Annotated in this window: 25 protein-coding genes; 15 read left to right on the plus strand and 10 right to left on the minus strand. The window is 66.9% G+C overall.

Going from position 1 to position 23625, the window contains the following annotated elements:
• Positions 1 to 4 precede the first annotated feature (4 nt).
• Positions 5 to 826 (minus strand): type I methionyl aminopeptidase, encoded by an 822-nt coding sequence (gene map / locus ACFOPI_RS21230; protein WP_382178443.1) that lies wholly within the window; start codon positions 824 to 826, stop codon positions 5 to 7.
• 119 nt (positions 827 to 945) lie between these two features.
• On the opposite strand from map, the gene ACFOPI_RS21235 reads away from it, so the two are divergent.
• From ACFOPI_RS21235 to ACFOPI_RS21255, 5 genes are all read left to right on the plus strand, one after another.
• Positions 946 to 1596: a hypothetical protein gene (locus ACFOPI_RS21235; RefSeq protein ID WP_382178446.1), complete on the plus strand. Its 651-nt coding sequence runs from the start codon at positions 946 to 948 to the stop codon at positions 1594 to 1596.
• A 137-nt stretch (positions 1597 to 1733) separates the two neighbouring features.
• A complete protein-coding gene (purL, locus tag ACFOPI_RS21240) occupies positions 1734 to 5741 on the plus strand; it encodes a phosphoribosylformylglycinamidine synthase (protein WP_382178449.1) in 4008 nt (1335 codons plus the stop codon).
• A 7-nt stretch (positions 5742 to 5748) separates the two neighbouring features.
• Positions 5749 to 6561, plus strand: a complete 813-nt coding sequence (locus ACFOPI_RS21245; protein WP_382178452.1) for a phytanoyl-CoA dioxygenase family protein — start codon at positions 5749 to 5751, stop codon at positions 6559 to 6561.
• A 16-nt stretch (positions 6562 to 6577) separates the two neighbouring features.
• A complete protein-coding gene (locus ACFOPI_RS21250) occupies positions 6578 to 7543 on the plus strand; it encodes a DUF808 domain-containing protein (protein ID WP_382178454.1) in 966 nt (321 codons plus the stop codon).
• Positions 7544 to 7664: 121 nt separating this feature from the next.
• On the plus strand, positions 7665 to 8198 hold the full coding sequence (locus tag ACFOPI_RS21255; protein WP_382178457.1) for a hemerythrin domain-containing protein: 534 nt from the start codon (positions 7665 to 7667) through the stop codon (positions 8196 to 8198).
• A gap of 10 nt (positions 8199 to 8208) precedes the next feature.
• On the opposite strand, the gene ACFOPI_RS21260 is transcribed toward ACFOPI_RS21255, so the two are convergent.
• Positions 8209 to 8496, minus strand: coding sequence for a hypothetical protein (locus ACFOPI_RS21260; protein WP_382178459.1), 288 nt, complete (start codon positions 8494 to 8496; stop codon positions 8209 to 8211).
• A gap of 108 nt (positions 8497 to 8604) precedes the next feature.
• Between ACFOPI_RS21260 and ACFOPI_RS21265 the strand changes: the two genes are divergently transcribed.
• Both ACFOPI_RS21265 and ACFOPI_RS21270 read left to right on the plus strand, forming a co-directional pair.
• A complete protein-coding gene (locus ACFOPI_RS21265; protein ID WP_382178462.1) occupies positions 8605 to 8979 on the plus strand; it encodes a hypothetical protein in 375 nt (124 codons plus the stop codon).
• 185 nt (positions 8980 to 9164) lie between these two features.
• Positions 9165 to 9386, plus strand: a complete 222-nt coding sequence (locus ACFOPI_RS21270; RefSeq protein ID WP_382178465.1) for a hypothetical protein — start codon at positions 9165 to 9167, stop codon at positions 9384 to 9386.
• Between the two features lie 15 nt (positions 9387 to 9401).
• Here ACFOPI_RS21270 and ACFOPI_RS21275 read toward each other — a convergent pair whose 3' ends face one another.
• A complete protein-coding gene (locus ACFOPI_RS21275) occupies positions 9402 to 11387 on the minus strand; it encodes a peptidase U32 family protein (RefSeq protein WP_382178467.1) in 1986 nt (661 codons plus the stop codon).
• An 88-nt stretch (positions 11388 to 11475) separates the two neighbouring features.
• On the opposite strand from ACFOPI_RS21275, the gene ACFOPI_RS21280 reads away from it, so the two are divergent.
• Together ACFOPI_RS21280 and ACFOPI_RS21285 are read left to right on the plus strand one after the other, a co-directional pair.
• On the plus strand, positions 11476 to 12231 hold the full coding sequence (locus ACFOPI_RS21280) for an alpha/beta fold hydrolase (RefSeq protein WP_382178469.1): 756 nt from the start codon (positions 11476 to 11478) through the stop codon (positions 12229 to 12231).
• Positions 12232 to 12236: 5 nt separating this feature from the next.
• Entirely contained in the window at positions 12237 to 12980 is a 744-nt protein-coding gene (locus ACFOPI_RS21285) for a heparan-alpha-glucosaminide N-acetyltransferase (RefSeq protein WP_382178472.1), read from the plus strand.
• A gap of 6 nt (positions 12981 to 12986) precedes the next feature.
• Here ACFOPI_RS21285 and ACFOPI_RS21290 read toward each other — a convergent pair whose 3' ends face one another.
• The 6 genes from ACFOPI_RS21290 to ACFOPI_RS21315 all read right to left on the minus strand — a co-directional run bounded on the left by ACFOPI_RS21290 (position 12987) and on the right by ACFOPI_RS21315 (position 18150).
• A complete protein-coding gene (locus ACFOPI_RS21290; protein WP_382178474.1) occupies positions 12987 to 13631 on the minus strand; it encodes a GntR family transcriptional regulator in 645 nt (214 codons plus the stop codon).
• Positions 13628 to 15016 (minus strand): aspartate aminotransferase family protein, encoded by a 1389-nt coding sequence (locus tag ACFOPI_RS21295; RefSeq protein ID WP_382178477.1) that lies wholly within the window; start codon positions 15014 to 15016, stop codon positions 13628 to 13630. Before ACFOPI_RS21295 ends, ACFOPI_RS21290 begins: the two co-directional genes overlap by 4 nt.
• Before the next feature lie 13 nt (positions 15017 to 15029).
• Complete coding sequence (locus ACFOPI_RS21300) at positions 15030 to 16376, minus strand: glutamine synthetase family protein (RefSeq protein WP_382178480.1); 1347 nt, start codon at positions 16374 to 16376, stop codon at positions 15030 to 15032.
• Positions 16377 to 16535: 159 nt separating this feature from the next.
• On the minus strand, positions 16536 to 17315 hold the full coding sequence (locus ACFOPI_RS21305; RefSeq protein ID WP_382178482.1) for a foldase protein PrsA: 780 nt from the start codon (positions 17313 to 17315) through the stop codon (positions 16536 to 16538).
• An 8-nt stretch (positions 17316 to 17323) separates the two neighbouring features.
• Positions 17324 to 17605 carry a BolA family protein gene (locus tag ACFOPI_RS21310; RefSeq protein ID WP_382178484.1) on the minus strand — a complete coding sequence of 94 codons (282 nt, stop codon included), beginning with the start codon at positions 17603 to 17605 and terminating at the stop codon, positions 17324 to 17326.
• Entirely contained in the window at positions 17602 to 18150 is a 549-nt protein-coding gene (locus ACFOPI_RS21315) for a septation protein A (RefSeq protein WP_382178487.1), read from the minus strand. Before ACFOPI_RS21315 ends, ACFOPI_RS21310 begins: the two co-directional genes overlap by 4 nt.
• 154 nt (positions 18151 to 18304) lie before the next feature.
• Between ACFOPI_RS21315 and ACFOPI_RS21320 the strand changes: the two genes are divergently transcribed.
• The 5 genes from ACFOPI_RS21320 to ACFOPI_RS21340 all read left to right on the plus strand — a co-directional run bounded on the left by ACFOPI_RS21320 (position 18305) and on the right by ACFOPI_RS21340 (position 21350).
• Complete coding sequence (locus ACFOPI_RS21320) at positions 18305 to 18760, plus strand: hypothetical protein (RefSeq protein ID WP_382178489.1); 456 nt, start codon at positions 18305 to 18307, stop codon at positions 18758 to 18760.
• Positions 18761 to 18837: 77 nt separating this feature from the next.
• Positions 18838 to 19815 (plus strand): YcjF family protein, encoded by a 978-nt coding sequence (locus ACFOPI_RS21325; protein ID WP_382178490.1) that lies wholly within the window; start codon positions 18838 to 18840, stop codon positions 19813 to 19815.
• Positions 19802 to 20182 (plus strand): hypothetical protein, encoded by a 381-nt coding sequence (locus tag ACFOPI_RS21330; protein WP_382178493.1) that lies wholly within the window; start codon positions 19802 to 19804, stop codon positions 20180 to 20182. Before ACFOPI_RS21325 ends, ACFOPI_RS21330 begins: the two co-directional genes overlap by 14 nt.
• The gene (locus ACFOPI_RS21335) at positions 20179 to 20757 is read left to right on the plus strand and encodes a DedA family protein (RefSeq protein ID WP_382178496.1); all 579 of its coding nucleotides are present in this window, start codon (positions 20179 to 20181) and stop codon (positions 20755 to 20757) included. The genes ACFOPI_RS21330 and ACFOPI_RS21335 overlap by 4 nt, the downstream gene beginning before the upstream one ends.
• Before the next feature lie 83 nt (positions 20758 to 20840).
• Positions 20841 to 21350 (plus strand): hypothetical protein, encoded by a 510-nt coding sequence (locus tag ACFOPI_RS21340; RefSeq protein WP_382178499.1) that lies wholly within the window; start codon positions 20841 to 20843, stop codon positions 21348 to 21350.
• Between the two features lie 15 nt (positions 21351 to 21365).
• Here ACFOPI_RS21340 and ACFOPI_RS21345 read toward each other — a convergent pair whose 3' ends face one another.
• Positions 21366 to 22523, minus strand: a complete 1158-nt coding sequence (locus tag ACFOPI_RS21345; RefSeq protein ID WP_382178501.1) for an iron-containing alcohol dehydrogenase — start codon at positions 22521 to 22523, stop codon at positions 21366 to 21368.
• A gap of 114 nt (positions 22524 to 22637) precedes the next feature.
• Between ACFOPI_RS21345 and ACFOPI_RS21350 the strand changes: the two genes are divergently transcribed.
• A complete protein-coding gene (locus tag ACFOPI_RS21350; protein ID WP_382178504.1) occupies positions 22638 to 23624 on the plus strand; it encodes an alpha/beta hydrolase in 987 nt (328 codons plus the stop codon).
• Position 23625: the final 1 nt, after the last annotated feature.

Raw genomic sequence — 23625 nt, forward strand, 5'->3', positions numbered from 1 at the left:
GGAATCAGCAGGCGGTGGTGGTGACGAAGGACGGCAGGGGCGGGCTGCCGGCCGAGAGCGTGAGCACGTCGTAGCCCGTGGGCGTGACCAGCACGGTGTGTTCCCACTGCGCGGACAGCGAGCGGTCGCGCGTGACGATGGTCCAGCCGTCGCCCATTTCCTTGATGTCGCGCTTGCCGGCATTGATCATGGGTTCGATGGTGAAGGTCATGCCGGGCTTGAGCTCTTCGAGCGTGCCGGGGCGGCCGTAGTGCAGCACCTGCGGCTCTTCGTGGAAGCGCTGGCCGATGCCGTGGCCGCAGAACTCGCGCACCACCGAATAGCCGTTGCCTTCGGCATAGGTCTGGATCGCGTGGCCGATGTCGCCCAGGCGCACGCCGGGCTTGACCATCACGATGCCCTTCCACATGGCCTCGAAGGTGACCTGGGTCAGGCGCCGGGCCTGCACGCTGCAGGCGGCCTCGCCACCGATGAGGAACATGCGGCTGTTGTCGCCGTACCAGCCTTCTGGGGTGATCACGGTGACGTCGACGTTGAGGATGTCGCCCTTCTTGAGCGGCTTGTCGTTGGGGATGCCGTGGCAGACGACGTGGTTGATCGAGGTGCAGAGGTGGCCAGGGTAGGGCGGGTAGCCCGGGGGCTGGTAACCGATGGTGGCCGAGCGCGTGCCCTGCTGCTTCATGTACTCGGCCGAGAGGCGGTCGATCTCCAGCGTGGTCACGCCGGGCTGGATGTGCGGGGTCAGGAAGTCCAGGACCTCCGAGGCCAGGCGGCAGGCGGTGCGCATGCCTGCGATGCCAGCCTCGTCTTTGTAGGTGATGCTCATGGGGCGCAATTATCCCGTGGCGGGCAACGGTTTGAAACGAAGGGTGAAATAGCCACCCGGGCGCTGTCGTCACTCCTATACTCGCCCGCTCCCCAACACCCCCATAGAGAGGCGCTTGCATGAAGAAACTTCTGATCACCGGTTTGTCCCTGATGGCCCTGTCTGGCGCCGCAATGGCGCAAGGCGTTGGCGTGTACGGCGTCGTCGGCACGGGTGGCCTGGGCGTGGGCCTGAACCTGCCAGTGGGACCGGCCCTGGGCATTCGCGGCGAACTGGCCAGCCTGACCGAATCGGACACCTACACCGAGGACCAGATCACTTACAAGGGCGACCTCAAGCTCAAGGGCAACGGCGTGTTCGTCGACTTCCGCCCCTTCCTGGGCACGTTCCGCATGGTTGGCGGCGCCACGTTCGGCGGCACCTCGGCCGCACTGAACGCCCAAGCCACGAACGGCTCCGTCACCATCGACGGCCAGCGTTTCGATGCCACGGGCAACTCGCTGCGCGCCGACATCAAGTACCCGAGCACCATGCCCTACATCGGCGTGGGCTGGGGCCATGGCCGGCACAACGAGCCAGGCTGGACCTTTGGTCTGGACCTGGGTGTGTCCATCGGCAAGCCCAAGGTCAAGCTGACCGGCTCGGGTGGCCTGCTGGCCCAGCCTGGCGCCCAGGCAGCCATTGCCGCCGAGGAGCGCAAGGTGCAGGACGACCTGAACAGCGCCAAGGTGCTGCCGGTCGTCAAGGTGAGCGTCGGCTACCAGTTCTAACCCCCCCGCGCCGCTTCGCGTCACCCCCCAGGGGGCGCCAGCTGCGGCCCGGCGGAGCCGGTTCCGCGCTGGCCTCAACGGTAAAATCTTGGGTTTTCACCGACCCCTGCGGTCATCCAGCCCCAAGGCCACCCACCGTGACCCTGCACCTGCGCTTTTTTGACGGCGGCAACGCCATCAGTGACTTCAAAGTCCAGCAACTCCTGCCCCGTCTGCAGGGCATTTCCGACAAGATCACCGGCCTCAGTGCCCGCTTCGTGCACCTGGCGTCCTTCGACGCCGAGCCCGACGCTGCCACGGTCGAGCGCCTGGGCCAGTTGCTGACCTACGGCGAGCCGACCGCCGAAGCCTTTGTCGCTGCTGAAAAGGCCGGCGCCCCCGCTCTCTACGTGCTGCCTCGCCTGGGCACGGTCTCACCCTGGGCCTCCAAGGCCACCGACATCGCGCACAACTGCGGCCTGGCGCTGCACCGCGTTGAGCGTCTGGTGGAATTCCGCATCGGTCTGAAGAGCGGTCTGCTGGGCAAGGCCAGCCTGAGCGAAGACCAGTTGCGCGCCGTGGCCGACATGCTGCACGACCGCATGACCGAGGCCGTGACCACCGAACGCAGCCAGGCCGAGGCCCTGTTCACCGAGCTGCACCCCGCGCCCATGGAGCACGTGGACGTGCTGGGCGGTGGTCGCGCGGCGCTTGAGAAGGCCAACACTGACTGGGGCCTGGCCCTGGCCGACGACGAGATCGACTACCTGGTCAACGCTTTCAAAGGCCTCAAGCGCAACCCGACCGACGTCGAGCTGATGATGTTCGCGCAGGCCAACAGCGAACACTGCCGCCACAAGATCTTCAACGCGCAGTTCACCATCGACGGCGTGGCACAGGACAAGAGCCTGTTCGGCATGATCCGCCACACGCACCAGACCAGCCCGCAACACACCATCGTCGCGTACTCGGACAACGCGTCCATCATGGAAGGCCACCAGCTGGAGCGCTTCGTGGCCCGCGCCGATGTGAACGCATCGCCCGCCTATCAAGCGGAAGCCGCCACCCACCACATCCTGATGAAGGTGGAAACCCACAACCACCCGACCGCGATTTCCCCGTTCCCCGGCGCCTCCACCGGCGCGGGCGGCGAGATCCGCGACGAGGGCGCGACCGGCCGCGGTTCCAAGCCCAAGGCCGGCCTGACCGGCTTCACCGTCTCCAAACTCTGGGGCGGCATGAGCGACCAGCCAGGCGGCAAACCCGAACACATCGCCAGCCCGCTGCAGATCATGACCGAGGGTCCGCTGGGCGGTGCCGCGTTCAACAACGAGTTCGGCCGTCCCAACCTGCTGGGCTACTTCCGCGAATACGAGCAGGACGTGGGCGGCGTGACCCGCGGCTACCACAAGCCCATCATGATCGCGGGCGGCCTGGGCCAGATCGATGCCACGCAAACGAAGAAGATCGATTTCCCTGCCGGCACGCTGCTGATCCAGCTCGGCGGCCCGGGCATGAAGATCGGCATGGGCGGCGGCGCCGCCAGCTCCATGGCGACCGGCACCAACGCCGCCTCGCTGGACTTTGACAGCGTGCAGCGCGGCAACCCGGAGATCGAGCGCCGGGCGCAGGAAGTCATCAACCACTGCTGGGCGCAGGGCGAGAAGAACCCGGTGCTGTTCATTCACGACGTGGGCGCGGGCGGCCTGTCCAATGCCTTCCCCGAACTGGTGAACGACGCCGGCCGCGGCGCCCGCTTCGACCTGCGCGCCGTGCCGCTGGAAGAGAGCGGTCTGGCGCCCAAGGAAATCTGGTGCAACGAGAGCCAGGAACGCTACGTGCTGGCCATCGCGCCCGAGTCACTGGAGCAGTTCAAGGCCTTCTGCGAACGCGAGCGCTGCCCGTTCTCGGTGGTGGGCGTGGCGACCGAAGAGCGACATTTGTCGCTGGTCGATCAAGGCAACGAATCCCCCGTGGATATGCCGATGGATGTTCTCTTGGGCAAGCCGCCCAAGATGCACCGGGACGTGAAGACGGTCCAACGCCAGTTCCAGCCGATGGACCTGACCGGCGTGTCGCTGGAAAAAGCGGTCATCGACGTGCTGAGCCACCCGACCGTGGCGTCCAAGCGCTTCCTGGTCACCATCGGTGACCGCACCGTGGGCGGCCTCAGCCACCGCGACCAGATGGTCGGCCCCTGGCAGGTGCCGGTGGCCGACTGCGCCGTGACCCTGGCCGACTACGCCGGGTTCGCTGGCGAGGCCATGAGCATGGGCGAGCGCACACCGCTGGCGTCCATCAACGCCGCCGCTTCCGGCCGCATGGCGGTGGCCGAGGCCATCACCAACCTGCTGGCCGCGCCCATCGAGCTGCCTCGCGTGAAACTGTCGGCCAACTGGATGGCGGCCTGCGGCGAGCCCGGTGAGGACGCCGACCTGTACGCCACCGTCAAGGCCATCGGCATGGAACTGTGCCCGGCGCTGGACGTGTCGGTGCCGGTGGGCAAGGACAGCCTGTCCATGCGCACGCAGTGGACCGCCGATGGCGAAAAGAAAAAAGTCACCTCGCCGGTCAGCCTGATCGTCAGCGCCTTCGCCACGCTGGCCGACGTGCGCGGCACCCTAACGCCCCAGCTCAACCGCGACCTGGACGACACCACCCTGGTGCTGATCGACCTGGGCAAGGGCCGCAACCGTCTGGGCGGCAGCGTGCTGGGCCTGACGCTGGGTCAGCCGGGCAATGAGGTACCCGATCTGGACAGCCCGCAGGACCTGATCAACCTGGTCAACGCGGTCAACGCGCTGCGCGCGAAGGGCCAGATCCTGGCCTACCACGACCGTTCGGACGGCGGCCTGCTGGCGGCTGCGGCCGAAATGGCCTTCGCGGGCCAGGTGGGCGTGTCGCTGAACGTGGACATGCTGGTCACCGAGGGCGACGGTATTTCCGACAGTCGCATGGATATGGGCGACGCCAAGAACTGGGCGTCGCAGGTCAGCGCCCGCCGCGAGGAACTCACGCTCAAGGCCCTGTTCAGCGAAGAGCTCGGCGTCGTCCTGCAGGTGAAGACCGAAGACCGCAACGCCGTGATGCAGACCCTGCGCGAGCACGGCCTGTCCAAACACAGCCACTTCGTCGGCAAGACCCGCCCGTTGTCTTCGTCCATCGACGTGGGCAAGGGCCAGCTGCAGGTCTGGCGGGACACCAAGGCCGTGTTCAGCGCGAGCCTGTTCGACCTGCACCAGGTCTGGGACAGCGTGAGCTGGAAGATCAACCAGCAGCGCGACAACCCGGCCTGCGCCGACAGCGAACACGCTGCCGCCGGCCAGCCCGCCGACCCGGGCATGCACGTGGCCCTGACGTTCGATCCGCTCGACAACGTGGCCGCGCCGTTCCTGAACCTGAGCCGTCCCAAGGTCGCGATCCTGCGCGAGCAGGGCGTGAATTCGCACGTGGAAATGGCCTACGCCTTCACCCAGGCGGGCTTTGAGGCCTACGACGTGCACATGACGGACCTGCAGAGCGGCCGCGCGAAGCTGGCCGACTTCAAGGGCGTGGTCGCCTGTGGCGGCTTCAGCTACGGCGACACGCTGGGCGCCGGCATCGGCTGGGCGCGCAGCATCACCTTCAACCCGCTGCTGTCCGAACAGTTCCAGGGCTTCTTTGCGCGCAAGGACACCTTTGGCCTCGGCGTGTGCAACGGCTGCCAGATGTTTGCCGAACTGGCCGACATCATCCCCGGCGCCGAGGCCTGGCCGCGCTTCACCACCAATCAGAGCGAGCGCTTCGAGGCGCGCCTGTCGATGGTCGAGGTGCTCGAATCGCCCAGCCTGTTCCTGCAGGGCATGGCCGGCAGCCGCCTGCCGATCGCCGTGGCGCACGGGGAGGGTTTCGCCAACTTCAAGCACCGCGGCAACCCGGCCAAGGCCATCGCCGCCATGCGCTTCGTGGACAACACCGGCGCCGCCACCGAGCAGTACCCGTTCAACCCGAACGGCAGCCCAGGTGGCCTCACCGCCGTGACCACGGCCGACGGTCGCTTCACGGCCATGATGCCGCACCCCGAGCGCGTGTTCCGCAACATCCAGATGAGCTGGACCAGCGGCGACGCCAGCGAACTCAGTCCGTGGATGCGCATCTGGCGCAACGCGCGCAAGTGGGTGGGCTGATCCCGCGATGAGTCGCTCGCACCCGCTGCCCGCCGACACGGTCGAGGCCTACGCCCGCGACGGCGCGGTGGTGCTGCGGGGCGTGTTCAACGCCGACGAACTACGCACACTCGAAGCCGGCATCGAACACAACCTGGCGCACCTGAGCCCGCTGGCGCTGGTGGCGAGCGAGCCCGACGACCCGGGCCGCTTCGTCGAGGACTTCTGCACCTGGCCAACCAACCCGGACTACCAGCGCATCCTCAAGGACTCGGCGCTGCCGCATCTGGCCGCTCAGCTGATGCAGAGCCGCACGGCGCGCCTGTACCACGACCACCTGCTGGTCAAGGAAGCCCGTACCCGCCAGCCCACGCCCTGGCACCAGGACCAGCCGTATTACAACGTCGGCGGCATGCAGAACGTGAGCTTCTGGATCCCGGTGGACCCGGTGCCGCTGGCGAGCACGCTGCGTTTCGTCGCCGGTTCGCACGACGGCACCTGGTACATGCCGCGCACATTCCGCGACCAGCAGGCCAAGTGGTTCCCGGAGGGCTCCCTGGCCGAACTGCCGCCCATCGACGCGGAGCCCGACACCTATCGGCAGCTGGGCTGGGCGCTGGCGCCGGGCGACTGCGTGGCCTTCCACATGCTCAGCCTGCACGCCAGCAGCGGGACCGGTCCTGGCGCGCGGCGGCGCGTGTTTTCTGCCCGTTATCTGGGCGACGACGCGGTCCACGCGCCTCGTCGCTGGCGCACCTCCCCTCCGTTCCCCGGCCTCGAATCGCGCCTGCCCGACGGCGCACCGATGGACGATCCGCTGTTTCCCCTTGTCTGGTCCTGAAAGTTAAAACTCCGCCATGGCCTCCAGCCTCCTTGCACTGCTCGATGACATCGCCACCATCCTCGACGACGTGGCCACCATGACCAAGGTCGCCGCGCGACAGAGTGTCTCGGCCGCCGACGACGTGGCTGCCATGACGCAGATGGCGGCGAAGAAAACCGCCGGCGTGTTGGGTGACGACCTGGCGCTCAACGCGCAGCAGGTCACCGGCGTCAACGCCGACCGGGAGCTGCCGGTGGTCTGGGCGGTGGCCAAGGGCTCGCTGCTGAACAAAGCCATCCTGGTGCCGGCCGCTTTGGCGATCAGTGCCGTAGCGCCCTGGGCCATCACGCCACTGCTCATGCTCGGCGGCCTGTTCCTGTGCTTTGAAGGTGCCGAGAAGCTGATGCACAAGTTCTTCCACGCCAAGGAAGCGGACGACGCCCACCACGCCGAACTCGTGAAGGCCGTGAGCGACGAGAAAGTGGACCTGGTCGCGTTCGAGAAGGAGAAGATCAAGGGCGCCGTGCGCACCGACTTCATCCTCTCGGCCGAGATCATCGTGATCACCCTGGGTGCGGTGGCCACCGCACCGTTCGCCCAGCAACTCGCCGTGTTGGTCGGCATCTCGCTGATCATGACCGTGGGCGTGTACGGCCTGGTTGGTGGCATCGTCAAGCTCGACGACGCGGGTCTGCACCTGAGCCGCAGCGGCTCATCCGCTGCTCAGGCGTTCGGCCGAGGCCTGCTGGCCTTCGCACCCTGGCTGATGAAAGCCCTGTCGGTCCTGGGCACGGCCGCCATGTTCCTGGTGGGTGGGGGCATCCTGCTACACGGCGTGCCGGCGCTGGGACATGCGGTCGAGCACTGGGCACAAGGCCTGGGCGCCATGGGCGGCGTGGTCAACAGCCTGGCGGGTGGTATGGCTGGCCTGATCGCCGGTATCGTGTGCGTGCTGCTGTTCAACGCGTTCAACAAGATGCGCGGTCGGTCCGCACACTGAATGAACAGGGGAGGCCTTGACTTGTGTCAAGGCCCCAAAAACGCCGCGGGCCCAGACTGGCATCCAGATCGTGAGTGTGCTGAAGACCAGCTTCGGCGCACACCCACCGAGAGGAGCTGCCATGAACACCGCCGTCAACACCGACAACCCGATCAGCAACTTCACCAACTGCCACAGCGGCATCGTCAAGCGCCTGAGCGCGCTGGACGAATTGCCTGCGCTGCTGGAGCCGGCCGCCCGCGCCCGCCAGATCGCCGAGCAGTCGCTGGAGTTTTTCCGCGAAGCGATCTTTGAACACCACCTGGAAGAAGAGCGCGAACTGTTTCCGGCCGTGCTCGCCAGCGCTCAGCCCGGTGAAGAGTTCGAGCGCGTCAAGGCCATGACCAAGCGCCTGACCGAAGAGCACCGCATGGTCGAAGCACTGTGGAAGCGCCTTGAAAAAGGCCTCAAGCTGGTCGCCAAAGGCCAGAGCACCGACCTGGACATCGCCGAGGTGCAGCGGCTGGTGACCGAATACACCGCCCATGCCGCCTACGAAGAGGCCGAGTTCCTGCCGCTGGCGGAAGTGATCCTGGGTCGCAACAGCAACCACATGGCCGCGCTGGGCATGAGCCTGCACATGCGCCACGCCAAGCCGGTGGCGGCGTACATCTGACCCAGGTCTATCAGGACGCCGCTGCCATCTGCGGGGCTTCAGTCGGCGTTCTCGGTGGCGGTCGCTGGGCGGAGCGCGTCCAGCAAGGCACTGAACGGGAGTTGTCTTGTTGCCATGGCTGTCGCTCCACAGCGGCGGCTTGACCGAATTCCAGCGGACCGACGATCTTGCCGGCGAACTCGGCGGGCTGGTTGACCGCCAGGCCGGCAGAACCGGTGCTGGCGGCGCAGGCGGTCAGGGCCACCGCCAGGGCGGACACCGACACAGTGAATGCAAAAGGACGGGCGATCAGACGCATCAGCTTCTCCCTGAAGTAGAAAGAAAATCCAGTATAGAAAGCGAATGCAAGGGTTTTGGGAGCGCTGCATATGCTTCCAGACGACCGCATGCCCTACAGTCCGGGCGCATGAAGAACCGGTCCACCCAACCTTCCCAACCCACCCCGGAACACTGGCGCGTCGACGGTGGAGACAACGTGGCGATCCTGAACATTCCCGGTCTCAACGCTCGGGCACGGCTGTTCGATGTAGATGTCGCGCTGCTGGTGAACGTGCCGGCCGACCCGCCGGGAGACGCCTGGCTGGAACTGACGGTGGAGTTCGATGGCCAGCGCCAGTGGTCGCGCCGCATTCCGGCCCACAACCCCGGGCAGACCGACGGGCTGGACTACCACCAGCGCTGGCGGCTCGAAGCGGAGCAGGGCGTGCGGGTGCGGGCGGTGGCCAAGGTCAAGGGAGTGAGCGTGCGGCAGCTGTTGCTCGAAGCGCGGGAATCGGACTGAGAATCGCAGCTCCGGCTTGGACAATGGCCGGAGGAATCGACGAAATGCCCTTGTACGCTTGTCCTCACTGTCACTGCCCATCCATTCGAGGCACCTCAAAGTGGCTGTCGTCGGTGGCTTTTCCCGCTGAGTGCCCTGACTGCCTCGGCCACGGTTTCTCCCCGGGCTCTCGTGGTGGAGTGGTCATGGTGCTCAACACCTTGCTGCTGACGGCAGCCTTTTTCGCGACCATTTCCTGGCGGTCGGGACTTCCGTTGGTCATGGGAGCCGCTATCGCATTGGCTCTCTTGCTGTTACAGCGGCATGTTCAGCCACTGTTGGCGTTGTCGGCAGAACAAACGGCTAGGGCGCGCAAGGCCCACGGGTGGGAGCTACTGCTTACAGTTCTGTTTGTCTTTTGGCAATGACCCATTGCGGCATGGTCAACCTAAGGCGCCTGAGACAGGCCGCGTCTTGTAGAACCTCAACGGGCTCGCCGGCACCGCGTTCAGCACGCTGCGCTTGATCTTGCCGACCACGTGCATCTCGCAGGGTTTGCAGTCGAAGCGAAGGGTCAGCTTTTCTTTCCCGTTGATCAGTTGCATGGGCTCGGCCTTCACCGTGCCCTGCACGCCGGTCACACCCTTGGCCTGTTTGGGGCACAGGCTCAGGCTGAAGCGCACGCAGTGTTTGGTGATCATCAGGCTGACTTCGCCTTCTTCCTCGTGGCTTTCGTACGCGGCGGCGATGACCTTGACACCGTGTTTCGCGTAGAAATCGCGTGCCTTGTGGTTGAACACGTTGGCCAGGTAGGTCAGCGTGTCTTCCGGGTAGGCCACCGGCGGCTCGACCGGCTTCGCACGCGGCAGGCGGTGCCAGGCGGCGGCGCGGGCCACTTCCAGTTGTTCCACCGCCTCGCGGCGCAGGGCGTTGAGCTGGGAGGCGGGCACGAAGCGCGGGCCGTTCAGGTTCAGCGTCACGTCGAGCGGCTGGAACAGGGTGTCGCCCAGGCGCGAGAGGTTCTCGCGCAGCTTGGCCTCGGCCTGGCTTGGGTCCTTGGCGTCCTGCAGCGGGCCGGCCAGGGCGGACGTGCCGCTGTGGCCGTCCTCGTCGGTGATGGTGAGTTTTAGGCGATCTGCGGATTCGTTCAGCGTGAGCCAGGCGCCGATGCGCCGTTCGGCCGACTTCTTCTCCAGCCCGCGCACCCAGTCCATGTCCCGGTTGCGGTTGACCTGCACGCCCTTGCGCAGGTCCTTGAAGCCCTCCATCGGATCCTTGGGGAACACCCGCCAGAGTCCCTTCTTGTTCACCGCCTCGGCTCGGTTGATCTGCAGGCCCACCAGTTCTTTCTGCAGGTCCAGGTAACACAGTCCGTCGCCGTTGTGGATGACGGTGTCCTTGTCGTCGGTCTGCAACTCGACGAAGTTGGGGCCGGTGGCGGTCACGTGTCCGATGGGCCGGCCGGGGTTCTTGGGTGTGTCGAAGGCGCCGATGTCTTCCTTGCGGCCGTTGACGAAGTAGTCGGTGAACTCGCGGTTGAAGTTCTGGTCGGGGTCGGGCTGGAAATGGAAGGTGCACTCGCCGCTGCTGGCGCGGGCCAGCTCGGGGCGTTCTTCCAGGATCTCGTCGAGCAGCACGCGGTAGTGCGCGGTGATGTTCTTCACGTAGGCCATGTCCTTGTAGCGGCCTTCGATCTTGAAGCTGCGCACGCCGGCGTCGATGATCTGGCGCAGGTTCTCGCTCTGGTTGTTGTCCTTCATCGAGAGCACGTGTTTGTCGTGCGCCACGATGCGGCCCTGGCTGTCCTTGACCTCATACGGCAGGCGGCAGGCCTGCGAGCAGTCGCCGCGGTTGGCGCTGCGACCGGTGTGGGCGTGGCTGATGAAGCACTGGCCGCTGTAGGCCACGCACAGCGCGCCGTGCACGAAAAATTCGAGGATGGCGCGGCCAGGCGCGTCCTTCGGGCCGAGCGCAGCGTCGATGGCGGCGATCTGCGGCAGCGTCAGCTCGCGCGCCAGCACGATTTGCGAGAGCCCGACATCCTGCAGGAAGCGCGCCTTTTCGGGTGTGCGGATGTCCGTCTGGGTGCTGGCGTGCAGCTGGATGGGCGGCAGGTCGATCTCCAGCAGGCCCATGTCCTGAATGATGAGCGTGTCCACGCCCGCGTCGTACAGCTGCCAGGCCAGCTTGCGGGCCGATTCCAGCTCGTCGTCGCGCAGGATGGTGTTCATCGTCACGAAGATGCGACTGTTGTAGCGGTGCGCGTATGTCGCCAGCCGGGCGATGTCCTGCACCGAGTTGTCGGCGCTGGTGCGGGCGCCGAAGGACGGGCCGCCGATGTAGACCGCGTCGGCTCCGTGGTTCACGGCCTCGATGCCGATGTCGGCGTCGCGGGCGGGGGCAAGCAGTTCGAGCTGGTGGGGCAACATGGTGACGCGAAAAAAGAGGACGGTGCAGGCAGAATCGGGGCCACCGACGGCCCCGCAAATCAACCCGATATTGTCCCGGAGATCGCCCATGCCTGCTTCCCAAGACCCTTCGAGCACCGCCATCGTCCTCGTCCACGGTTCCTGGCACGGCGCCTGGTGCTGGAAGCGGGTGCTGCCCCTGCTGCGAGGTGCTGGTGTGGACGCCCACGCCGTCACGCTCACCGGCGTCGGAGAGCGGGCGCACCTGCTGAGCCCGACGGTGGGTATCAACACCCACATCCAGGACGTCATCGGGCTGATCGAGGCCGAAGAACTGGAGCGCGTGGTGCTGGTCGGCCACAGCTACGCGGGCAACCTGATCACTTGCGTGGCCGACCGCCTGCAGCGCTCGCACCCTGGCCTGCTGCGTCACCTGGTCTATCTGGATGCGGGTGTTCCCGATCCCGGCAACAGCTGGAGCACCCCGCACGCGCCCGAGACCGTGGCCAGGCGCGCGGCCGAGGCGCAGGAGACCAGCGGCGGACTGAGTTTTCCGCCACCGGATGCCAGCGTGTTCGGCCTTGAAGGCGCCGACCGCGACTGGGTCAACCGCCGCCAGACGCCGCAGCCCTACCGCCTCTACCACGAGACCCTGCTGTTCGACCCGGCGCTGGTCTGGTCCGTCCCCCACAGCTTCATCGACTGCACCAACCCGCCGCTGGCCACCATCGACGCGGCCCGCAAGCGGGTGCGCAGCGAGCCGGGCTGGACGGTCTACGAGCTGGCCACCGGGCACGACCCGATGGTCAGTGCGCCGCGGGAACTGGCGCAACTCCTGCTGAAAGTGCATTCGAGTTGTCGGTGAAGGCGATGCCCCAGCGTCTGGACCGCATCGACATCCTGCGCGCGGTCGCCATGCTGTGGATGACCGCCTTCCATTTCTGCTTCGACCTCAACCACTTCGGCTTCATCAGGCAGGATTTCTACGACGACCCGTTCTGGACCTGGCAGCGCACGATGATCGTGAGCCTGTTCCTGTTCACCGCCGGGCTGTCGCAGGCGGTGGCGATGCAGCAGGGGCAGGGCTGGCCGAGGTTCTGGAAGCGGTGGGCACAGGTGGCCGGCGGGGCGCTGCTGGTATCGGCCGGCTCCTGGCTGATGTTCCCGGACACCTTCATCTACTTCGGCATCCTGCACGGCATCGCGGCCATGCTGATCCTGGTCCGCCTCACCGCCGGCTGGGGCGCCTGGCTCTGGCCGCTGGGCGCGCTGGCGCTCTCGATGAAATGGGCGGCGCCGGTGGTGATCGGCGCGCTGCCGTCGCTGGCCTTCCTGAACCAGCCGGGCTGGAACGCGCTGGGCTTCATCAGCGAGCTGCCGGTGACGGAGGACTACGCGCCGGTGCTGCCCTGGCTGGGCGTGATGTGGTGGGGCGTGGCGGCGGGGCGCTGGTTGCTGGCAAACAGGCCGCAGTGGCTGGGCGCGGGCGATGTGCCGGCGACCGGACTGCGGCGCGGGCTGGTGCTGCTGGGGCGCTGGAGCCTGTCGTACTACCTGCTGCACCAGCCGGTGATGATCGGTTTGCTCGCGGCCCTGGTCTGGTGGCGCGGCTGAGCCGGTTCAGGCGCAGAACGGCCGGAGAAACTGCGCCGCCACAAACAGATCCTTCTCGATCGCGCGCCGTACACCGGCGCTGTCACGCAGGCGCAGCGCCATCACCGCGTCGCCGTGGGCATCGTTGATCACTCGCTGCGAGGCGTCCACCTCGAACAGCTTGTTGGACAGCGGCCCGACCTTGAGCCAGACGGTCTCGATCAGGGAGAGCAGGGTGGGGGAGGCGGCGGCCTGGTACAGGCGGAGGTGGAACAGCTCGTTGGCATCGAGGTAGCCCTTGGCGTCGTTGGCCTTGAGCGCGTCGCGCATCTTCTGTTCGAGGGCCAGCAGTTCAGCGAGCCCGGCCGCGTCCAGCCGGTGCGCGCCGCGCTGGGCGGCCTCGCCTTCGAGCAGCAGCCGGGTCTGCAGCACGTCGTCGAATTCGGCCAGCGAGAGTTTAGGCACCTGCATGCCGGCGTGTGGCACGTTGACCAGCGCCCCCTCGGCCGCCAGCCGCTGCAGCGCGGCGCGCACCGGCATCACGCCCACACCCAGTTTCTCGGCGATGGCGTGGATCTTCAGCCGCTCGCCAGGCAGGAACTGGCCCACGGTGACCCACTGGCGCAACCGCGAGTAGGTTTCGTCCTGCTGCGTCGGGGCGGGAGACTTCATCTCGCCGGGGCCTCGGTGATTTGTGACAGCACCCCGTCGAGCGCGCCGATCAGCTGCGCAACGTGCTCGTCAGTGGTCTGCGGGCAGACCAGCATCATGTTGTGGAAGGGCGTGATCATGACGCCGCGGTTGAGCAGGCCCAGGTGGATCAGGTGCTCCAGCTCGCCGTCGAGGATGCGGTCGGCCTCGGTGCCGTTGCGGGGTGGCGTGGGGCAGAACTGGAACTCGGTGCGCGCGCCGACCTGGGTCACGCACCAGGGCAGTCGGTGCTGGGCGATCACCCGGCGCAGCCCGTCTGCCAGCCGCTCCGCCAGCGCCAGCATGTGCTCGTAGGCGGCCGGGGTCATGACCTCGTTGAGCGCCGCGCGCATCGCGGCCATGGCCAGCATGTTGCCGGTCAGTGTGGTGCCGATGCCGCTGTGGCCGGGCGGGGCTTCTCGCTTGGCCTGTTCGGCGCGCGCGGCCAGCTCGGCGCTCATGCCATAGACCGCGCAGGGCACGCCACCGCCCACGGGTTTGCCGAGCACCAGCGCGTCGGCAGCGATGCCGTGGGCGCGTGCATAGCCGCCGGGGCCGGTGCTGATGGTGTGGGTCTCGTCCATCACCAGCAGCGTGCCGTGGCGGCGGATGATCCGCTGGGCCTCTTCCCAGAAGCCGGGTTCGGGCAGCACCATGCCGATGTTGGTCATCACCGGTTCGGCCAGCACGCAGGCCACGTCACCGGCCTTCAAGGCGGTTTCGAGCGCGGCCAGGTCGTTGAACTCGACCACCACGGTGTGTTCGGTGAGGTCGTGCACCTGCCCCAGCAGGCTGTCGCGCTGCACCGGTCGGCCTTCCACCAGGTCGACGAACACGTCTTCGATGGTGCCGTGGTAGCAGCCGTTGAACACCAGGATCTTCTTGCGGCCGGTGGCGGCGCGGATCCAGCGAACGATGTAGCGGTTGGCGTCGGTTGCGCTCATGGCGAACTGCCAGACCGGCAGACCGAAGCGCTGCGCCAGCTGTTCGCCGACCACCGCGGCGTCCTCGGTGGCGAGCATGGTGGTATAGCCGCGCGAGGCCTGGCGAGCGAGGGCAGCAGCGACCGGCGAGGGGGAGTGGCCGAACATGGCGCCTGTGTCGCCCAGGCAGAAATCGACCAGGGTGTGGCCGTCGACGTCGGTGACTGTGGCACCGCTGGCCTGTTCAACGTGCAGCGCAAACGGCGTGCCCCAATCGTTCATCCAGTGCAGCGGCACACCGAACAGCAGGTGTTCGCGGGCGCGGTCGGCCAGTGCGGCCGAGCGCGGGTGGGCGTCGGTGAAGCGGGCGCGCTCCTGCGCGAGGAAGGCTTGCGCGCGCTGCCAGTCCAGGCCGGTGCGGGTGGGTCGTTGTGCTTGCGTCATGCCCCGTACCTCCTCAGACCAGCAGCAGCAGGTGCTCGCGCTCCCAGGAGCTGATCACGCGGTTGTAGGTGGCGTACTCGAGTTCCTTGACCGCGAGGAAGGCGTCGATGAAGGCCCCGCCGAAGACATCGCGCAAAGCCTCGCACTCGCGCATGCGGCGGATCGAGTCCTCCATGTGGCTCGGCAGGTCTTGGTCGCTGTCCCAGGCGCTGGTTTTCATGGGCTCGCTGGGCTGGCGCTTTTCCGACAGGCCCAGGTAACCGGCGCCCAGGGTCGCGGCCATGGCCAGGTAGGGGTTCACGTCGACGCCCGGCACGCGGTTCTCCACCCGGCGGTTGGCGGCGTCGGACTCGGGCACGCGGATGCCGCAGGTGCGGTTGTCGTAGCCCCACTGCACATTGATCGGCGCCGACATGTAGCGCGAGAGGCGCCGGTAGGAGTTCACATAGGGCGCCAGCATCGGCATCACCTGGGGCACGTAGCGCTGCAGGCCGGCAATGAAATGGCGGAAATGCGGTGTCACAGCGCCATCGTCGTCGCTGAAGATGTTGCGGCCAGTCGCGCGGTCCAGGATGCTCTGGTGGATGTGCATCGCGCTGCCCGGCTCGGCCTCCATCGGTTTGGCCATGAAGGTGGCGAAGATGCCGTGACGCAGCGCCGTTTCCCGCACCGTGCGTTTGAACAGGAACACCCGGTCCGCCAGGTCCATGGCGTCGCCATGGGTGAAGTTGATCTCCATCTGGCCCGCACCAGCTTCGTGGATCAGGGTCTCGACGCCCAGGCGGTGCACCTCGCAGAAGCGCGAGAGCTCCAGAAAGAAGGGGTCGAAGTCGTTGACAGCGTCGATCGAGTACGACTGCCGGCCGGCCTCGGGCTTGCCGGTGCGGCCCAGGGGCGGTTGCAGCGGTTCGTGCGGGTTCTGCTGGCGGGCCACCAGGTAGAACTCCATCTCGGGCGCGACCACCGGCTGCCAGCCCTGCGCGTCGTACAGCGCCAGTACCCGGCGCAGCACGCTGCGGGGCGACAGCGCCACCGGCGCGCCGTCGAACTCTTCGCAGTCGTGGATGATCACCGCGACCTGTTCGGCCGCCCAGGGCACCATGCGTGCGGTCGAAAGGTCGGGCACGCAGACCATGTCGGGGTCGGTGTCACCGACGAACTCGGCGTTGTCGGGCTGCTGGCCGTTGACGGTGTTGAGCAGCACGCTCTTGGGCAGGCGCATGTGCCCGGAGCTGAGGAACAGGTCCTTGGGCAGGATCTTGCCGCGGGCGATCCCGGTCATGTCGGGGATGACGCACTCCACCTCGTGGATGCGGTGCTCGGTCAGGAAGTTGTGGATGTCGGTAGGTGGAGCATTCATAACTGAATTTGATCAAAAATTCAGCCGAATTATGGCCACACAACCATCAAATTCCAATATTTGATCAAATCCAATCCGGCGCCAGCAGGTAGATCCACTGTCCTCAGGATGAAAAAAAAGCGCGGACAAGCCGCGCCTTGATGTGGGGTGTACCAGCCCTTACTGGATCTTGGCCTTCTCGCGCAGCGTGCGCTGGAAGTCGCCCAGTTTCTGCTGCTGCATCTGCTGCGCGATCTGCGGCTTGAGTTCTTCGAAGGTCGGCAGCTTGGCCTGGCGCACGTCGTCGACACGGATGATGTGGTAACCGAACTGGCTCTTGACCGGCTCCTGGGTCATCTGGCCCTTGTCGAGCTTGATCATGGCCTCAGAGAACTCGGTCACGTAGCTGGCGGCGTTGGCCCAGTCCAGGTCGCCACCGTTGGCGCCGGAGCCCGGGTCCTTGGACTTGGCCTTGGCCTGGTCCTCGAACTTGGCGCCACCCTTGATGGCAGCGATGATGGCCTTGGCCTCGTCTTCCTTCTCGACCAGGATGTGGCGTGCGCGGTATTCCTTGCCGCCGTTGGCCGCTGCGAACTTGTCGTACTCGGCCTTGAGGTCGGCGTCGGACACCGGGTTCTTCTTCTGGTAGTCGGCGAACAGCGCGCGGATCATGATGGTCTGGCGGGCCAGCTCCATCTGTTCCTTGTATTCCGGGGTGGCGGCGATGCCGCGCTTCTGGGCTTCCTGCATGAACACTTCGCGCAGGATGACTTCTTCCTTGATCTGGGCGCGGGTGGCCTCATCGATCGGGCGGCCGGAAGCCGCGATCTGTTGCTCCAGCGCGGTGACGCGGCTGCTGGGCACGGCCTTGCCGTTGACGATGGCGACGTTCTGGGCCATGGCCAGGGGAGCGGCAACGATCAGGGCCGCGGCGGTCAGGGCCGACAGGGAGAATTTCATGGTGTGGATCAGGTGAGGATTTCGATGGCCAGCGCATGCAGGCCGGCGTCGGTGAAATTGCGCAGCGCATCATACACAAGGCGATGCTGTGCCACGCGGCTCTTGCCGGTGAAGGCGGGAGAGGCGATGCGCACCCTGAAGTGGGTGCCGTAGCCCAGGCCGTTGGCCCCCGCGTGCCCGGCGTGGGCCGCGCTTTCGTCGATGACTTCCAGCCGGGTCGGGCTGAGGGCGGTCACCAAAGCGGCCTGCAGCGCGGCCGCGGTAGGGACGAACAGCTGGTCGGGGATCATGAGCCGGTCCCCGCTTCGGTGTCGCTTTTGAGGTAGCGGGCGATGTACAGGCCCTGTCCGATGATGAACACCACCGGGAAAACATACCCCCAGAGCTTGAAGTTGACCCAGTCCTCGGTGGAATAGTAGGCCGCCACGTAGCCGTTGATGGCGGCCATGAACAGGAAGTAGGCGATCCAGATCACGGTCAGGCGCGACCACACCGGCGCCGGCAGGTTGAGCTGGCTGCCCAGCAGGATCTGCAGGAAGTTCTTCTTCCAGACCCACAACGCCGCGGCCAGCACGATGGCCATGCTCGCGTACAGCACCGTGGGCTTCCACTTGATGAAGCGTTCGTCGTGCAGCAGGAGCGTGAGGGCGCCAAACACCAGCACCAGCAGCAGCGTGACCTTTTGCAAGGTCTGGAGCCGTTTGTCGATGCCGTAGATGATGCCGGTTTGCACCACGGTGGCGGCCATGAGCACGCCGGTGGCGGTGTAGATGTCGCCAAACTTGTAGGCAGCCACAAACAGCGCAATGGGGAAAAAGTCGATCAGAAAACGCATGCAAAGAATTATCGGTGTTGTCGCGCCGATGGTCTGAGACCGGCTGGCGGTCAAGGTTCCCTGGCCATCTGCCGATAAGCCTTACACCCCTCAAGCACCAAAAAGGCATGCGGCCAGCCGGGGCTTTTTCTGTACTTCCTTAACAGGTGAACCCATGAGCGACGACGAACAGTTCGAAAGTTTCAAAGTGTCTCTGGCCGATTTCATGGAACAAACGAGTGCCCTGGTGGACCGGGTGCTGTCCGACGAAACCAACAAGTCTCATCTGGCTCCTCTGGTGCCCTGGGTCAGCGAGGTGATGTCGGCGTCCATGGAGCGCGAGCTGATCGAACAGGTGGGCCTGGCGTACTGGTCGCGCATGGGCATGACTTCCACGTCCACCCCCGCGCGCCTGAAAATCCTGGAACTCAACGGCCTGGCGGACGCGATTCGGAACAGCTTGCAGCCCGGCAAGGACAGCGGTACCGAAGCCAGCTTCGCCCAGACGCACCTGCTCGGTGTGTGCAGCCTGACGGTTGGGAGCTTGCTGGACGCCATTGGCGACATGTTTCCGCTGGTGCGCGGCATTCTGCGCTCCACCCAGGACGCCATCGACGTGGCCAGCAGTTGAATCGCCTCGGTGGCCGGAACTTGGCCCACACTCCGTTGCTCTAGAGTGCTTCTTCTGCAACTCAGGGCATCGGAACCATGCACATCCAGGAACAACAAGCCATCCTCACCATCGCTCTGCTGGCGGCATTTGCCGACGGCGACAAGGCCGACAGCGAGCGCGAGGCCGTGCGACGCCTGGCGGAGTCGCTGGGCCGTGACGCCGGGGGAGCGGCGCTGGCGGGGTTGTACCAGGATGTGCTGCTCAAGCGTGTGTCGCTGGCCGACGCCACGGCCGCCCTGACCGACCCGGCCCAGCGCCAGCTGGCCTACGAAATGGCGGTGTGCGTCTGCGACGCCGACGGACGCCAGAACGCGGCCGAAACGGCCTTCCTCACGGACCTGAAGTTGCGCCTGGCCCTGGACGCAGGCCGCGCCCAGGCCTTCGAGCGGGAGGCCGACGCGGTGCTGGACGCCGCGGCGGCTGCGGCGCCGGTGAGCGTGCCTGTGGCAGTGGCCGCACAGGCGCCAGCGGGCACGCCGGCCACTGATCCCGCGCAGGAAGCCGCCTTGGACAAGACCATCCTGAACGCGGCCCTGCTCAACGGTGCGCTGGAGCTGCTGCCGCAGTCCTGGGCCTCAATGGCCATCATCCCGCTGCAGGTGCGCATGGTCTACAACATCGGCCGCTCTTACGGCATCGAGCTCGACCAGGGCCATATCAAGGAATTCATCACCACTGTCGGTGTGGGCCTGACGTCACAGTACGTGGAACAGTTCGGCCGCAAGCTGCTGGGGGGCCTGCTGGGCAAGGTGGCAGGCCGCACCATCGGCGGGATCGGTGGTGTCGCCACCGGCATGGCAATATCGTTCGCCACCACCTATGCGCTCGGCCAGGTGGCCAGGCGCTACTACGCGGGCGGACGGGTCATGAGCACCGCCCTGCTGCAGCAGACCTTCCAGCAACTGCTGGCCCCCGCCAAGCAGATGCAGACCCAGTACCTGCCCCAGATGAAGGACCTCTCGCGCACGCTGGACATGGGCAAGGTGCTTGGGATGGTGCGTGGCCAACCCTGACGTCTCACCGCGCCCGGCGCGCTGGCCGCGGCGGCTCGCCGTGGCGGCGCTGCTGGTCGGCCTGCTGCTGATGAGCGTGTTCGCCTGGCGCGCCTGGCGCCAGCACGATTACCAGACCCGCCTGGCCACGGGCGAGATCCAGGTCGACACCCTGCGCGGCTGGATGACCCTCTCTTATATAGAGCGCGTGCACGGCGTGCCCGAGACCCAGCTTCGGCAGGCGCTGGGCCTGCCGGCCAGCGGCGGCGGCGACCTCAGCCTTCACGACTGGTTCGACGCTCAAGGCATCGACCCACTGGAAGGGCGCAAGAAGGTCGAGGCGTTGATTCTGCAGCGCCGGTTGGCTGCACAGGAGCCCGGCCGGTGAGCGATCTCAGCGGTGTGCTGCTGACGGCCTTGATCAACCAGGGCCAGTGGCTGCTCGCCTCCGTGCTGTTCCTGGCGGCGCTGGGTGTGCCGCTGCCGGCCACCATGCTGCTGCTGGCCGCCGGGGCCTTTGCCCGCCAGGGCGTGCTCGAACCCGTCACCTCGGCCGCGACCGGTGTGGGCGCCGCGGTGGCGGGGGACTTGGGCTGCTACCTCGCGGGGCGACTGATGGGGCCGCGCCTGCCCTTGTCCTGGCGTTCGGGATCTGTCTGGACGCGGGCGGCCCACACCTTTGCCCGCCAGGGCGCCTGGGCGGTGCTGATGACCCGCTTCCTGCTGACCCCGCTGGCGCTGCCGGTGAACCTGCTGGCGGGCAGCACCCGGTTTCCCTGGCACCGGTTCCTGCTGCCGGTGATGGTGGGGGAGGTCATCTGGGTGGCGCTGTTTGGTGGGCTCGGTTACGTGTTTGCTGATCGTTGGGAATGGGTGAGCGCCTGGGCCGAGGACTCCGTGGGCCTCGTGCTGGGTGGGCTTCTGGCCGCCGCCGGTTTGTGGGGGCTCTGGCGCCTGCGTTGAGGTCTTGCACCGCTTGATCGGGCAGAATCTGTCCGCCTGAAGATGCTTTCGGCGCCCCATCACCCAAGAGAAGGATTCCTCCGATGACCAAGCCCCTGCGTTTCCCGCTGATCGCCGCGACCCTGGCCGCCACCGCTCTGCTTGCCGCCTGTGGTGGTGGTGACGACGACCCATCGGTGGAGGGAGACAGCTCCGGCGACGTGGTGGCCAAGTACATCGGCACCTGGGAGTCGGACTGTTACGCCGACAGCGGCGCATCCGCCAAGATCCGCGCCGACTTCACCAAGACCTCGGCCACCAGCTTCAGCGGCAATGTGGTGGCCTACGGTTATGTCGGTAGCTCCTGCTCGGGCCCCAGCGTCAAGGACGAGAACGTGCTGACCAACCTGTCGATGAACCACGCCGGCACCAAGGCGATTGCCGGCGTCACCGCCGACAAGTTCAATGGCGCCGCCGACCAGGGCAACGGCAAGCTGGTGATGTACACCGACGGCACCACCTTGCAGCTGGGCGACGAAGACGGTGCGAAGGATGCCGAGGGCTATGCCAACAGCTTCTACGACAGCCGCTACACCCTCAAGCGTCGCAACTGATGCGGCGGGCGGGCCTCACATCGAGGCCCGCAGCATCTCCCGATAATCTTCCGCGCTGGCCAGCCGCGGGTTGGTCTTGTGGCAGTGGTCTGCCAGCGCGCCCTGGATCACCCGATCGAACAGGTCCTCGGTCACGCCCAGCGCGGCCAGCCCAGCCGGCAGACCCAGACGGGCGTTCATCGCCCGGATCGCCTCACCCAGCCGCTGTGCCACCGCAGCCGCATCGCCGTCGTCCGGCAGGCCCATGGCGTGGGCCATGCGCTGCAGGCGACGCTCCTTTTGAACACTCTCGGCCCCCGCGTTGAATGCGATCACGGCGGGCAGGAAGAGGGCGTTGAGCGTGCCGTGGTGCAGCCTCGGGTTCACGCTGCCCAGGCTGTGGCTGAGGCTGTGCACGCAGCCAAGCCCCTTCTGGAACGCCATGGCGCCTTGCATGGAAGCGCTCATCATGTTCAGGCGCGCCTCTCGGTCCTGGCCGTTCGTGGTGGCGCGTTCGATGTGCGCCCAGCCGCGCTGCAGGCCGTCGAGGGCGATGCCGTCGGCCGGCGGGTTGAAGGCGGGCGCCATGAAGGTTTCCATGCAGTGCGCGATCGCGTCCATGCCGGTGGCGGCGGTCAGCAGGGGCGGCAGGCCCAGGGTGAGCGCCGGGTCGAGGATGGCGGTCTTGGGCACCAGGTGCCAGCTGTGAAAGCCCAGCTTGCGGCCGTCGTCGACGATCACGATGGCGCCACGCGCCACCTCGCTGCCGGTGCCCGCCGTAGTCGGCACCGCGATCAGCGGCAGCACGGCCGGCGTGATCTTCGGCGAGCCGCCTTCGATGGTGGCGTAGGTCTTGAGCGGGCCTTCGTGGGTGGCGGCGATGGCCACGCCCTTGGCGCAGTCGATCGAGCTGCCGCCGCCCAGTGCGATCAGTCCGTCGCAGCCGCCGGCCTTGCAGGCTTCGACCGCAGCGAGCACCGCCGCCTCGTTTGGGTTGCCCGGCGTCTGGTCGAACACCGCCACCGGCCAGCCGGGCAGGGCGGCCAGCGCCCGATCCAGCAGACCCGCGGCCTTCACACCGGCGTCGGTCACGATCAGCGGCCGGGTGATGTTGGCCCGGGTGCACTCGGAAGCCAGCTGCGCCAGCGCGCCGTCTTCGATCAGGATGTTCGTCACGTACAGGATCTGGGCCATGGCTGCTTGTCTCGCTCGTTGTGTGGAATGGCGAAAACTATACGGGCTGAGTTGCCCGGTCCGGGTCGCGCAGTGGGCAGCGGGTCGCGCGAAAGACAGCCACAATGCCGGCCCATGTCGCATCACCATCCCAACCCCCGGTCGTTGCTGACCCCCGTCATGCGCGGACTGATCGACCGCATCGCCCGCGCCGGGCACCCGCCGCTGCACGCCCTGAACCCGGACCAGGCCAAGGCCGCCTACACCGCCGGTGCGGGGGTGGTGGACATCCCATCCCACAAGCTCGCGCGGGTCGAGGACCTCTTGATCCCTGCGCGCGACGGCTTTGAGCTGCCGGCACGTCTCTACGCCCCAGCCAGCGAGCAGGCCCTGCCGGTGCTGCTCTACCTGCACGGCGGCGGGTTCACCGTCGGCAACATCGCCACCCACGAGCCACTGTGCCGGCATCTCGCCCATCTGGCGCACTGCGCCGTGGTGTCGCTGGACTACCGGTTGGCGCCCGAATGGAAGTTCCCCACGGCGGTGCACGACGCCTGGGACGCGCTGGGCTGGTTGCGTGCCCATGCAGGCTCGCTGCAGTTGGACGGCTCGCGCATCGCCATCGGCGGCGATAGCGCGGGCGGCACGCTGGCGGCCGTCACCGCCATCGCCGCGCGCGACGCCGGCTGGCCGCTGGCGCTGCAGCTGTTGTTCTATCCCGGCACCGCCGGCCACCAGAACACTCCCAGCCACAAGACCTTCGCCCATGGATTCATCCTGGAGGAGCCGCACATCACGTATTTCTTCAACAACTACCTGCGCGGCCCTATGGACCGCGACGACTGGCGCTTCGCGCCGCTGGACGGTGTGGACGAGACCGGCCAGGTGCGCGACCTCGACGGCGTGGCGCCCGCCTGGATCGGCCTGGCCGAATGCGACTGCCTGACCGACGAGGGCGTGATGTACGCCGACCGGCTGCGCATGGCCGGTGTGCCGGTGGACCTGGAGATCTACTCGGGCGTGGTGCACGGCTTCATCCAGTTCGGCCGCGCCATCCCGACCGCCCTGACTGCCCACAACGACGCGGCGCGCGCGCTGCGCCACGCCTTTGGAGACCAATGAC

The sequence above is a fragment of the Hydrogenophaga luteola genome, from assembly GCF_042648585.1.
GTDB classification, from domain to species: Bacteria; Pseudomonadota; Gammaproteobacteria; order Burkholderiales; family Burkholderiaceae_C; genus Hydrogenophaga; species Hydrogenophaga luteola.

What these genes read in the sequence shown, in the direction of transcription:
- ACFOPI_RS21270 (WP_382178465.1), top strand. Translation starts at nt 9,165, where the DNA reads ATGGTGCTCAACACCTTGCTGCTGACGGCAGCCTTTTTCGCGACCATT.
- ACFOPI_RS21345 (WP_382178501.1), bottom strand. Translation starts at nt 22,523, where the DNA reads ATGGCCCAGATCCTGTACGTGACGAACATCCTGATCGAAGACGGCGCG.
- ACFOPI_RS21290 (WP_382178474.1), bottom strand. Translation starts at nt 13,631, where the DNA reads ATGAAGTCTCCCGCCCCGACGCAGCAGGACGAAACCTACTCGCGGTTG.
- ACFOPI_RS21250 (WP_382178454.1), top strand. Translation starts at nt 6,578, where the DNA reads ATGGCCTCCAGCCTCCTTGCACTGCTCGATGACATCGCCACCATCCTC.
- ACFOPI_RS21350 (WP_382178504.1), top strand. Translation starts at nt 22,638, where the DNA reads ATGTCGCATCACCATCCCAACCCCCGGTCGTTGCTGACCCCCGTCATG.
- ACFOPI_RS21310 (WP_382178484.1), bottom strand. Translation starts at nt 17,605, where the DNA reads ATGATCCCCGACCAGCTGTTCGTCCCTACCGCGGCCGCGCTGCAGGCC.
- ACFOPI_RS21285 (WP_382178472.1), top strand. Translation starts at nt 12,237, where the DNA reads ATGCCCCAGCGTCTGGACCGCATCGACATCCTGCGCGCGGTCGCCATG.
- ACFOPI_RS21255 (WP_382178457.1), top strand. Translation starts at nt 7,665, where the DNA reads ATGAACACCGCCGTCAACACCGACAACCCGATCAGCAACTTCACCAAC.
- ACFOPI_RS21235 (WP_382178446.1), top strand. Translation starts at nt 946, where the DNA reads ATGAAGAAACTTCTGATCACCGGTTTGTCCCTGATGGCCCTGTCTGGC.
- ACFOPI_RS21305 (WP_382178482.1), bottom strand. Translation starts at nt 17,315, where the DNA reads ATGAAATTCTCCCTGTCGGCCCTGACCGCCGCGGCCCTGATCGTTGCC.
- map (WP_382178443.1), bottom strand. Translation starts at nt 826, where the DNA reads ATGAGCATCACCTACAAAGACGAGGCTGGCATCGCAGGCATGCGCACC.
- ACFOPI_RS21300 (WP_382178480.1), bottom strand. Translation starts at nt 16,376, where the DNA reads ATGAATGCTCCACCTACCGACATCCACAACTTCCTGACCGAGCACCGC.
- ACFOPI_RS21325 (WP_382178490.1), top strand. Translation starts at nt 18,838, where the DNA reads ATGCACATCCAGGAACAACAAGCCATCCTCACCATCGCTCTGCTGGCG.
- ACFOPI_RS21280 (WP_382178469.1), top strand. Translation starts at nt 11,476, where the DNA reads ATGCCTGCTTCCCAAGACCCTTCGAGCACCGCCATCGTCCTCGTCCAC.
- ACFOPI_RS21275 (WP_382178467.1), bottom strand. Translation starts at nt 11,387, where the DNA reads ATGTTGCCCCACCAGCTCGAACTGCTTGCCCCCGCCCGCGACGCCGAC.
- ACFOPI_RS21315 (WP_382178487.1), bottom strand. Translation starts at nt 18,150, where the DNA reads ATGCGTTTTCTGATCGACTTTTTCCCCATTGCGCTGTTTGTGGCTGCC.
- ACFOPI_RS21265 (WP_382178462.1), top strand. Translation starts at nt 8,605, where the DNA reads ATGAAGAACCGGTCCACCCAACCTTCCCAACCCACCCCGGAACACTGG.
- ACFOPI_RS21245 (WP_382178452.1), top strand. Translation starts at nt 5,749, where the DNA reads ATGAGTCGCTCGCACCCGCTGCCCGCCGACACGGTCGAGGCCTACGCC.
- ACFOPI_RS21295 (WP_382178477.1), bottom strand. Translation starts at nt 15,016, where the DNA reads ATGACGCAAGCACAACGACCCACCCGCACCGGCCTGGACTGGCAGCGC.
- ACFOPI_RS21340 (WP_382178499.1), top strand. Translation starts at nt 20,841, where the DNA reads ATGACCAAGCCCCTGCGTTTCCCGCTGATCGCCGCGACCCTGGCCGCC.
- ACFOPI_RS21260 (WP_382178459.1), bottom strand. Translation starts at nt 8,496, where the DNA reads ATGCGTCTGATCGCCCGTCCTTTTGCATTCACTGTGTCGGTGTCCGCC.
- ACFOPI_RS21320 (WP_382178489.1), top strand. Translation starts at nt 18,305, where the DNA reads ATGAGCGACGACGAACAGTTCGAAAGTTTCAAAGTGTCTCTGGCCGAT.